This is a genomic window from Microcoleus sp. BM001215392, from assembly GCF_036700185.1.
GTDB lineage: Bacteria > Cyanobacteriota > Cyanobacteriia > Cyanobacteriales > Microcoleaceae > Microcoleus.
The window spans coordinates 1-10,400 of sequence record NZ_JAUBOJ010000272.1 but is presented as its reverse complement, the minus strand read 5'-3'; the positions used below and the strand labels follow the sequence as shown (position 1 = coordinate 10,400).

Genomic DNA, 10,400 nt, shown 5'->3' with positions numbered 1-10,400 from the left:
CGACAGGGAATTAATTCCCTGTCTCATAGCGAAAGTCCTCTCAAAGAGGACTGAATAGCTCATTAGTCCTCTTTGAGAGGACTTCTGCTTTGAGGCAGGGGTTTAAACCCCTGCCGGAGTGCGGGTGTTACCTGGTTGTTGACACAACGAAAGGCAATGCCATGTTCCTACAAATATCGCACAAGCTGTCAATCAAAATCGATACTCGCCGTGTCTAATAACGAATAGGACATTTTGAGGAAGATCGGGCAAGACAGCGGCAATGTGCGATCGCTAAATTTAGGAGCTCGATCGCTAATTTCTCCCCCTCCCTCCCCCTCTCCCCCTCTCCCATACAGCAATAAAGGGCTTTTTTAACCCACATTGGGATATTACCCAGTTAGAGGGCTGTTTTAAGAGTTATTAACCAAACGATCGAATTAACAACAAACAAAAAGGTATAAAAAATATAGATTGATGGAGCGCACATAGCTCGACCCAAAGAAGGCACTTTAATTGTTTTTAATGAACCGAGCGGGTGAACAAGACCTTCCGGAATTGAGCGGGTATTAAAACTTTCATCTAAGGCGCTTTCATTATTCAAGAATTGGGTAATTGCATTGACTCTTTGTATGTAATAAAATTGCACCTTCCAGTAGGTAGCTTCTAAAAACCAGAAACCAAAAATTATAACGTATCCTAGGGGAACCAACGCATCTATTTTGCTAGTAAAAACCCAGCCAATCAACGCTACCCAAATGGTAATTGCCGCAGTTTTTAATTGCATCAAAATTGTTGTGAAATAAGCGATCTTTTTCTCTAGTTCCTCTGCTCCTTTTTGCAGCATTGCTAGCTGAAATTCAAATCGATCCATGTTTGACTCGGCGAACGTTTATATTAGAGCGATCCCAAAAATTATAATCTTCTTTTCTTTCGGTGTCGTTAGAGAACTTCCCCTGACGCACCCTACGAGTCGATTTTAGATTATATAGTAAGGTGCGCTACTCTCCCCAAATTCCCGATCGCCGTTAGAGAACTTCGCCTGACGCACCCTACAACTCTGGCTTTTACTGTTATTGGAAATGGCGGGAACTCGCTTTGTTGGTGGGAGTTAAACCAGTCATCATTATGGATGGGTAAGAATACGGGTGGGGAAATCGACCCTGAAAAATATCGTCCAATTCACCGCCAAATCCGCCCCAAGTTTAAGATAAATCCCGGTAATACATCCTCTCCAGAAAGTTCTGTGGGATGTTCTAAAACCTGAATTTCTTGTCCTAAACGGTAGATTTCGACTCGTTGATTCTGAGGGTCAATTAACCATCCCAATCTCGCACCATTGTTGAGATACTCCTGCATTTTCTCTTGCAGTTTAGTAAGGCTATCTGTCGCTGAACGTAGTTCAATCACAAAATCTGGACACAAGGGAACGAATCCTCGGCGTTGTTCGGGAGTCAAAGCTTCCCATCGTTCTCGTCGCACCCACGAGGCATCCGGGGAACGGCGAGCACCGCTGGGGAGGATAAATCCTGTGGAGGAGTCGAAGGGTATACCATGACCCCCTTCCTCTTCGACCCACTTGACTAAAAAGTAGGAAATTTTGACATTACGATATCCTGATTCGCCTCCAGTAGGTGGATTCACGATTAATTCTCCTTGGGCCGTTCGTTCTAATCTTAAATCGGGATTGGCCGCCGCAAGTTCCTCGAACTGTTCGGGGGTGACGTGGAGAATGGTAGATGTGGGGAGTTCTAGGCTGAGGGTGGATGGCATCGTGTCACTACCGGGAAAACGGGGCGAGATATTTCTTTATTTTAGCGGATGGGGGAAGTTTGGGCCGATCGCGCCGGGGAGCATCTCAGTTTTGCATTTGTAGTGTGAGCACGCAAGAGCTCCCTTGCTTAAATATTACCGAAGTTACGGGCATAATTGAGACACAGAAAGCTAGGCTGTACGCTTTGGGGGCGATCGACAATTGAGATTTTTATGAATTAAATTAAGTCTGGGACTTTAGGTTTAATTCGCCGCTCGTACCAGCTCATTAACGGAGTGGCGCTAATACCGTGCACGATCACAGAAAGTACGATCGTAGTAAAAGTAATCCAGGCAATTTTTTCGCCGATTTCTCCTTTCAAGCCGTGACCGAAAGCATAGGTAAGATAATAGATTGAACCGACGCCACGAATACCGAACCAACCGCACAGCCAGCGGCTGGCGGGATGCAAGCGACTGCCGATCGTACTGATCCAAGCTCCTACAGGTCGAATCAAAAAGATTAACAATCCAGCTATTAAAATGGCGTAACTGCCATGTGCCACCAGAGCTTCTAGGCGCAACATGGAACCCAATATTAAAATTGTTCCTACTTCCATTAACTTTTCTATACGCTCGGTAAAGTGCAGTTGGGAAAGCGGTTTTTCGGGGTCGCGGTAACTGCGCTGCACTACAATTCCTGCTACAAAAACTGCGAGGAATCCATAGCCGTTGACTACTTCTGTGAGGGAATATGTGAGCAGAATTGTGCTGAGAGCGATGAAATCTTCCATTAGTTCATCGGCGGGCCTGTAGCGTTGCAGTCTTAAATCGATCCATGTGACGGCTTTAGCTACTAAAATTCCCATCACGATACCTGCGGCGATCGCCCAAAGCAAGTCAATTGCTACCCACTGCGAAAACCAGTTCGGCCAGTTGTTATCTTTTAGTGCATAAATGCCAAAATAAACAAAGGGAAAAGCTAAAGCATCGTTTAATCCGCCTTCTGATGTTAAGCCAAAGCGCAATTCATCGCGATCGTCTACATCAGCTAACTGAACTTCTGATGCTAAAACTGGATCGGTGGGAGCGAGAATTGCTCCTAGTAAAATGGCAGGGCCCCAATCTAATTTGACAAACCAATGAGCGATCGCAGCAACAGCAAAAATCGAAATCGGCATTAAAAAACCGAGCAGCCGCGCGGTGGAATTCCAGGCCCAAAGTTGCAGCGGGCGATTCATTTTTAAGCCGCAACTGAACAGAGAAACAAGAACTACAAATTCTGTGAGTTTTTCTAAAAATTGAGCTTGGGGGCGCAATTCAATCAGCTTGACGCCGTAGGGCCCCAATCCGATACCGACTATTAGATAAATTAAGGCATAAGATACCGGCAATCGCGAAATCCATCCCGAGCCCAAGGTGACGGTGAGCAGGAGGATGCCAATCACTAGCAAGTTGAGAATGTAATAATCTACCATAGCGATCGCACTTTTAATCAGGCGTGACAAGTGCGATCTTGACAGATCAAAGCTTCTGGCACATCCGCCGAAAGCTAGAGTCTGCTATACTCCGAAAGTTATATCTATCTGTTATCTGTTATCTGTTATCTGTTATTTGTAGCAACTGGCTATTGACTGATTACTAATGACTTTTTTCGGTAGCGATGATGTGCAAATCTACGTGTTTGAGCGATCGCACTAACTGTTGAGTCAACGAGCCCCACAGCAGCAAATTCCAGCGCGATTGCTGGCTTTCGCCGATCACAATTTGAGTAATCCGATACTGTTTCGCTACATCTGCGATCGCTTTGGCTATATGATTCCCGTTTACTCGCAAAAATTGCCCGTTAAATTCTTGACATAGTTTCTGACAAGTTTCAACGTGCAAGCTTTCTGATTTTGTTAAAAATCGGTCTGGATCGTCTACAAACACAGCATAAAATGGGGCATTCATGTAGTTAGCAAGCCTCGCTCCCCGCCGCAGCAGTTGCAAAGAATTGGGATAAGTAGAGACGCATACTAAAACTCGTTCGTGAATGTTGCAAACTTGACCTTTCAAAGTTTCAGCCTCGTCTTCAACGTTGTCTGCAACTTCTCGCAGGGCGAGTTCTCGCAAAGCAATTAAATGACGGCGCTGGAAAAAGTTTTCTAATGATTGTTGAATTTTTTCGGGAGCATAAATTTTGCCTTCTAGCAACCTTTCTTCTAAGGTTTCTGGAGTGACATCGACCACGACTATTTCGTCTGCTTTTTCGAGGACGCTATCTGGCACTCGCTCTCGGACTACAACTCCGGTAATTCGAGCTACTAAATCGTTGAGACTTTCTATGTGTTGAATGTTGAGTGTGGAAAAAACATCAATGCCCGCATCAAGAATTTCTTCGACATCTTGATATCGCTTTTCTCGCAGAGAACCGGGAATATTTGTATGAGCCAGTTCGTCTACCAATGCTAGTTGAGGGCGGCGTGCTATCAGCGCATCTGTATCCATTTCTGTCAGCATTTTTTCGCCGCGCAGCATTTGTTTGCGCGGGACTATTTCTAGTCCTTCGGCTTTAGCTGCTGTTTCTTTCCGCCCGTGGGTTTCTAACAGTCCTACGGCGACATCAATGCCTTCTGATTTGAGTCTGTGCCCTTCTTCCAGCATTCGGAAAGTTTTGCCGACACCGGGGGCCATCCCGATAAATATTTTGTGCTTTCCTCGACGGTGAGGGCGATCGTAAGTGCGGTTAGGTTGGGTGTAAACTGAATCGGCATTGTTGCTGAGTTCGCTAGAGTGAATCATAGCAGTTGACAGTTGATAGTTGACAGTTGATAGTTGACAGTTGGCGGTTGGCAGTTGACAGTTGGCAGTTGGCAGTTGACAGTTGACAGTTGACAGTTGACAGTTGACAGCAGTCAGTAATTAATAGACATTTAACTAATGACTAATGACTGATGACTGATGACTAATGACTAATGACTAATGACTAATGACTCTAAACTATTGTAAACTGTCGAGAGCCAAATTCAGTTTGAGGACGTTAACTCCCGGTTCGCCGAAAATACCGAGAAATCTACTGTCTGTATTATTGGCTACCAGTATTTCTACTTGATTGAGATTGAGCGATCGCACTTTTGCTACCCGCTCAATTTGCGCCCTAGCTGATTCTACACTAATGTGCGGGTCGAGGCTGGAACCAGAAGTATATACTAAATCGGCAGTCGGCTTGATGCCAGCTTGGCTGAGGCGGGCTAATTCAACTTGCACGCCTTGAAAACCATCTTTTTCATTACCTCGCTTCAGCAAATCAGAGTTGCTGGGAGCGAGGTTGCTAGCTCCAGAAACGCCAGTTCTCTGACTGGTATTTTCGGCTTTGGTAGGGTCGTAATCTTGGGTAGCAAAGCTGCTGTAATTGGTGGTGCTGGGGCGCGTCCAAAAATATTTTTCTGAGGCGAATGGTTGACCGATTAACGATGAGCCGACTACAACTCCTTGCTTAGTAATTAAGCTGCCGTTTGCTTGGGAGTTGAATGCAAGTTGACCGATTGCTAGCAGGGTTAAGGGATAAATAATCGCTGTGATTCCCCACAAAACTAAAGTGACGCGAATAGCTCTGATTAATTCTCTCATAAATTACCTCAATGAAGGAAGTTCGGCAACGGATTATGTAGCGGATGTAACGGATGTCCTGAAAAACTGGATGCCAGAAACCGGGTTTTTGCGAAAATATTTGGTTTGGCCACCAGATTCGGTAAAAAACCAGGTTTCTAAGATTCACAATGCAAATATTTTGCTAAAATCTTTCTGGCTGAAAAATCACGACAAACAAATAAACTGCTAGCCCGATAATTACTAAACCCAAAAGACTTAAACCCCAGGCAGCTTTTTTAGTTAAGCCTTCATCGGCGGCCGCATAAACCGCGGGGGCAATTATTAAGTTAAAGCACATTACTAGAAATAGCTGCACCGGGATTGGGTGGCGCGCTCGCAGCATTTGTCCCAACTCAACAATTTCTTGAAAATCCCTCGGCAAAACATCATTTAGCAAATCATTCCGTTTCATAATTCCTCCGATTTTGTGTACTAAACAATCGAGGTATATCCTCTATATCTGAGTTCCCAGGCACAGACTGGGAACGAGTTATTTCTTCTTGCTTGTCAACATCGCTCCTCGGACTTCTATCCGCTACATCCGCTACAGAATCCGCTGCCGAACTTCTTCTATGCTAGCCCGATCAACGAGTTATTTCTTCTTTCTTCTTAACATCGCTCCTCGGACTTCTATCCGCTACATCCGCTACAGAATCCGCTGCCGAACTTCTTCTATGCTAGCCCGATCGCAGTAATGAAAACATCGATAATTTTGATAGCGATAAAGGGTGCGACGGCTCCGCCCAATCCGTAGATTAAAATGTTCCGCTGCAATAGTTGATTGGCACTTAGTGGTCTAAACTTGACACCAGTTAGTGCTAGCGGAATTAAAGCGGGGATAATCAAAGCGTTGTAAACTAATGCAGACAAAACTGCGGATTGACCGCTGGCTAAACCCATGATGTTTAAAGCGCCGACTGGAGCAAACATTGCGGGAATAATTGCGAAATATTTGGCGATGTCGTTGGCTAGCGAAAATGTGGTGAGGGCACCGCGAGTAATCAGCAATTGTTTGCCGATCGTTACTAAATCAATGAGTTTTGTAGGGTCAGAATCTAAGTCTACCATGTTCGCAGCTTCTTTTGCTGCTTGAGTTCCAGAATTCATCGCGAGCCCGACGTTTGCTTGGGCTAGGGCGGGTGCGTCGTTGGTTCCGTCTCCCGTCATTGCTACTAATTTACCTTCGGCTTGTTGCTTGCGAATTACTTCGATTTTGTCTTCGGGAGTTGCTTCGGCGATGAAGTCGTCTACTCCGGCTTCGTCGGCAATTACTGATGCTGTAATTCGGTTATCTCCGGTGAGCATGATGGTGCGAATTCCCATTTTTCGCAGTTGGTCGAACCGATCGCGAATTCCGGGTTTGATGATATCTTTCAAATAGATAATTCCGTAGATGTCGCTACCTTGACAAACGCCTAAGGGTGTGCCTCCAAGCCGGGAAACTCGCTCGTAAGCTTCATCGAGATCCGGGCCGAAACTGCCGCCGCGCGATCGCACAAAACCCTTCACCGCATCCACCGCGCCCTTGCGAGCCTCGGTACCATCCGCCAAGTCTGTGCCCGACATCCGGGTTTTTGCGGAAAAATCAATCCCTTGAGATCCTCGGGAGTTAGTGCGATCGAAATCCACGGCTGCGCCCAGATTGTGAGCCAAACGGACGATCGACTTTCCCTCGGGAGTATCGTCAAAAACGCTCGCAGTCAGCGCTACCTGCGCCACTTCTTGCAGCGAATGACCGTTTACCGGAATGAATTCCTCGGCTAAACGGTTGCCCAGGGTGATTGTCCCGGTTTTGTCCAAAATCAGCGTGTTCACGTCGCCGCAAGCTTCTACGGCGCGTCCAGAGGTCGCTATCACGTTAAATTGAGCGACGCGATCCATCCCCGCAATGCCGATCGCACTTAACAAACCGCCGATCGTTGTCGGAATCAGCGCCACCAACAGCGAAATCAGCGTCACCACACCCACAGGAGTTTTGACATAATTGCCGATCGGCGGAATCGTCGATACCACAATCAAAAACACCAGAGTCAGCACAGCCAGCAGCACCGTCAGCGCGATCTCGTTCGGCGTTTTCGAGCGTTCAGCGCCCTCCACCAGCGCGATCATCCTGTCCAAAAACCCCTTACCGGGGTCGGCCATCACCCGCAGCGTCAACTCGTCTGAGAGGATGCGCGTCCCGCCGGTGACGGAACTGGCGATGTCCGAACCCGGTTCTTTCAGTACCGGCGCCGATTCCCCGGTAATCGCCGATTCGTCCACCGACGCGACACCTGCGATTACTTCGCCGTCGGAAGGAATGACATCGCCTGCGATCACTTTAATTTGATCGCCGCGTCTGAGAGATGTCGAACTTACTTCTTGAATTGAACCGTCTGGTAGGAGTTTGCGGGCTGTGGTGTCGGCTTTTGTCGATCGCAGTGCATCTGCTTGCGCTTTTCCGCGCCCTTCCGCCACCGCTTCCGCAAAATTAGCAAATACCAAAGTAAAGAACAAAATGAACGTTACAAGGCCGTTAAACAGAACTTGATTCTTACCCGGAACCGGGCCGAACAGAGTCGGATCGACGGTCAAAAGTGCAGTCACAATTGTGCCCACCCACACCACAAACATCACCGGGTTTTTCAGCATCACCCGCGGGTTCAGCTTGACAAAAGCTTCTTTAAAAGCTCTTTGATAAAGCCCTTTATTATTTGCCTTTGGGGTGTGTTTGCGAGACTCCCGAGAGCCTCTACCACTTGTTTTTGGAGTATTGGAAGCAGCCATGTCAATTTGATTTAAGATTTGAGATTTTGGCTTGGGGATTTTGCAGGATAAAAACTTTTTCTATCCTGAGTTAACGCACTTATCGATGATTTACTGTGCGCTGTTTGGTGACGGCGCTGCTGTTGGTGAGGGCGTTGCGTCAGATGGTGACGGCGCTGTTAGAGGCGCCGGTGCAGTTACAGGTGCTGCTTCCAACTTGCTGCTGCTGATTTGATATCCTTCAGCAATTGGCCCTAAAGCCAGCACTGGGAAAAATGTCAGCGCGCCCAGAATGATGATTACTCCTGCGGTGACGCTGGTGAACAAAATTGAATCTGTTCTCAGTGTTCCGGTTGTTTCGGGAACCAGTTGTTTGTTCGTCATGCTGTCAGCTAATAGCAGCAGTGCCACAATTGGAACGTAGCGTCCCATCAGCAAGCTAAAACAGGTGCTTAAATTCCACCAAAGTGCTGTCGGCGCGGGTTGAGAATCGGCTAATCCTTCAAAACCAGAACCGTTGTTAGCAGCCGCTGAAGCGTATTCGTACATCACCTGCGAAATGCCGTGAAATCCTGGGTTGCTGATGCCGCTCAAGCTGTCGGTAAAGGCGAGGGAAATGGCGCCCGGGATTAAAACTGCGATCGGGTGAACCAACAAAACAACGCTAGCTAAAACAATTTCCCGCTTTTCAATTTTGCGTCCCAAAAATTCCGGCGTTCTCCCCACCATCAATCCGGTGAGAAACACGCTCAAAATCAGGTAAATAAATAAGTAAGCTGTTCCCGTTCCCTGTCCGCCCCAAACAATTTGGAGAAACAAGTTAAATAAAGTAGCAAAACCGCCGGGAGGCATTAAAGAATCGTGCATCCCGTTGACGGCCCCGCACATTGTCCCAGTCGTAGTGACCGCCCAAAGTACAGTTTCTGCCCAACCGAATCTAACTTCTTTGCCTTCTAAATTTGGTTGCACAGAACCCAGCAAACTATTAATTTGTGGGTTGCCTTGATATTCGCCAACTGCTGCAATCCCAATCAAGATTGCATAAATTACAAACACCATCCAAAAAATCAGCCATCCCTGCTTTTTGTTGTTAGCAAATCTGCCGTAGGTATGAATTAGGGCAGCGGGAATCGAGACCATTGCTAGTGTTTCCAGCAGGTTAGTAAAAGGGTTGGGATTTTCAAAAGGGTGAGCCGAGTTAATGGCAAAAAATCCGCCGCCGTTCTCTCCGAGTTGTTTGATACTTTCAAAGTGAGCGACAGGGCCGCGAGCAATTACTTGAGTGCCGCCTTCTAAGGTACGGGCAACTGCGGGGCCTGCTAGGGTTTCCGGCACTCCTGAAATTAGCAAAAATAAGCCAATTATCAAAGAAAGCGGCAGCAAGATCCGGGTGATTGATTGAATTAAATCAATGTAAAAGTTGCCGAGAGGGCGGCCGGTCAGTCCCCGAATAAAGGCAATCCCTACTGCTAAACCTGTGGCGGCTGAGGTGAACATTAAAAAACCCAGAGTTAACTGGGACAAATAACTGAATGTTGTCTCGCCGGAGTAATGTTGTTGGTCGGTATTTGTGAGGAATGAAATAGTTGTGTGCAGCGCAGTATCCCAGGTGGGCGCGCTCAGGCTGGTGGGATTTAAAGGCAGCAATCCTTGAAGCATGAAAATCAAGAATACAAATATGCCCATTGCTGCATTGCTGTAGAGCAAAGATCGTGCATATTGCCAGCCTGTCATGGAATCTACAGACCGAATATTGCTGGCTTTGTAGATCAGTTGTTCTAGTGGTTTAATTGCGGGGTCGAGAATGGTTCGTTCTCCCATGTACACCCGTGCCATGTATTTGCCGAACACGGGCGCGATCGCTATTAAAATGATTAGCGTTAAGACAATTTGAATTAATCCTGGGATCATCACGTAGTTAAAAATTTCTCGTTTAGTGATTACTTTACTGAGGTTTGGAGTTTTTGATAATCAGTCTTAAGGTATAAGTTACTGTTTATAATTTAGGGTTGTTTGGCATATACTGTAACTGATAGGCGAATGTTTAGCTGGTGTTGCCAATCTATACTTGCAGGTATAGATGCTGTCTAAACGCTGTTTTCTGCGCGACAATGTACGGAATATTTCAGGATGGATGCACTCTGAATCGCCGCCACCGAGTTTTTCGCGGGATTAAAAGCTAGGGTGCGGTTTATCCCTCAAAAAAGCAGATTTATGACCGCCAGTGTGAAATTCCTGGTTATTAGACTTGAATTGCAAAAATCGGAAAACACCCTGAAATTATCTGCGTT

Annotated in this window: 9 protein-coding genes; 1 reads left to right on the top strand and 8 read right to left on the bottom strand. The window is 46.6% G+C overall.

Translation table 11 applies throughout. The features are described from left to right. Positions 1 to 379: 379 nt before the first annotated feature. Together QT974_RS23945 and QT974_RS23940 are read right to left on the bottom strand one after the other, a co-directional pair. Positions 380 to 826 carry a hypothetical protein gene (locus tag QT974_RS23945; protein WP_333470914.1) on the bottom strand — a complete coding sequence of 149 codons (447 nt, stop codon included), beginning with the start codon at positions 824 to 826 and terminating at the stop codon, positions 380 to 382. A gap of 335 nt (positions 827 to 1,161) precedes the next feature. Continuing rightward, positions 1,162 to 1,752: a Uma2 family endonuclease gene (locus QT974_RS23940; protein ID WP_325315473.1), complete on the bottom strand. Its 591-nt coding sequence runs from the start codon at positions 1,750 to 1,752 to the stop codon at positions 1,162 to 1,164. Between QT974_RS23940 and QT974_RS23935 the strand changes: the two genes are divergently transcribed. Next, complete coding sequence (locus QT974_RS23935) at positions 1,746 to 1,958, top strand: hypothetical protein (protein WP_333470913.1); 213 nt, start codon at positions 1,746 to 1,748, stop codon at positions 1,956 to 1,958. The genes QT974_RS23940 and QT974_RS23935 overlap by 7 nt on opposite strands. A 12-nt stretch (positions 1,959 to 1,970) precedes the next feature. Here QT974_RS23935 and QT974_RS23930 read toward each other — a convergent pair whose 3' ends face one another. From QT974_RS23930 to kdpA, 6 genes are all read right to left on the bottom strand, one after another. Continuing rightward, positions 1,971 to 3,239, bottom strand: coding sequence for a cation:proton antiporter (locus tag QT974_RS23930; RefSeq protein WP_333470912.1), 1,269 nt, complete (start codon positions 3,237 to 3,239; stop codon positions 1,971 to 1,973). A gap of 133 nt (positions 3,240 to 3,372) precedes the next feature. Beyond that, positions 3,373 to 4,515 (bottom strand): universal stress protein, encoded by a 1,143-nt coding sequence (locus QT974_RS23925; RefSeq protein WP_333470911.1) that lies wholly within the window; start codon positions 4,513 to 4,515, stop codon positions 3,373 to 3,375. A gap of 198 nt (positions 4,516 to 4,713) precedes the next feature. Continuing rightward, positions 4,714 to 5,343, bottom strand: coding sequence for a K(+)-transporting ATPase subunit C (gene kdpC / locus QT974_RS23920; RefSeq protein WP_333470910.1), 630 nt, complete (start codon positions 5,341 to 5,343; stop codon positions 4,714 to 4,716). A gap of 163 nt (positions 5,344 to 5,506) precedes the next feature. After that, positions 5,507 to 5,776 (bottom strand): K(+)-transporting ATPase subunit F, encoded by a 270-nt coding sequence (kdpF, locus tag QT974_RS23915; protein WP_333470909.1) that lies wholly within the window; start codon positions 5,774 to 5,776, stop codon positions 5,507 to 5,509. A 260-nt stretch (positions 5,777 to 6,036) separates the two neighbouring features. Then, the gene (gene kdpB / locus QT974_RS23910) at positions 6,037 to 8,130 is read right to left on the bottom strand and encodes a potassium-transporting ATPase subunit KdpB (protein ID WP_333470908.1); all 2,094 of its coding nucleotides are present in this window, start codon (positions 8,128 to 8,130) and stop codon (positions 6,037 to 6,039) included. A gap of 90 nt (positions 8,131 to 8,220) precedes the next feature. Further along, positions 8,221 to 10,020: a potassium-transporting ATPase subunit KdpA gene (gene kdpA, locus QT974_RS23905; RefSeq protein ID WP_333470907.1), complete on the bottom strand. Its 1,800-nt coding sequence runs from the start codon at positions 10,018 to 10,020 to the stop codon at positions 8,221 to 8,223. Positions 10,021 to 10,400 lie beyond the last annotated feature (380 nt).

Coding starts and splice junctions, on each gene's coding strand:
- QT974_RS23945 (WP_333470914.1), bottom strand. CDS start 826: ATGCTGCAAAAAGGAGCAGAGGAACTAGAGAAAAAGATCGCTTATTTC.
- QT974_RS23935 (WP_333470913.1), top strand. CDS start 1,746: ATGGCATCGTGTCACTACCGGGAAAACGGGGCGAGATATTTCTTTATT.
- QT974_RS23940 (WP_325315473.1), bottom strand. CDS start 1,752: ATGCCATCCACCCTCAGCCTAGAACTCCCCACATCTACCATTCTCCAC.
- QT974_RS23925 (WP_333470911.1), bottom strand. CDS start 4,515: ATGATTCACTCTAGCGAACTCAGCAACAATGCCGATTCAGTTTACACC.
- kdpC (WP_333470910.1), bottom strand. CDS start 5,343: ATGAGAGAATTAATCAGAGCTATTCGCGTCACTTTAGTTTTGTGGGGA.
- kdpF (WP_333470909.1), bottom strand. CDS start 5,776: ATGAAACGGAATGATTTGCTAAATGATGTTTTGCCGAGGGATTTTCAA.
- kdpB (WP_333470908.1), bottom strand. CDS start 8,130: ATGGCTGCTTCCAATACTCCAAAAACAAGTGGTAGAGGCTCTCGGGAG.
- kdpA (WP_333470907.1), bottom strand. CDS start 10,020: ATGATCCCAGGATTAATTCAAATTGTCTTAACGCTAATCATTTTAATA.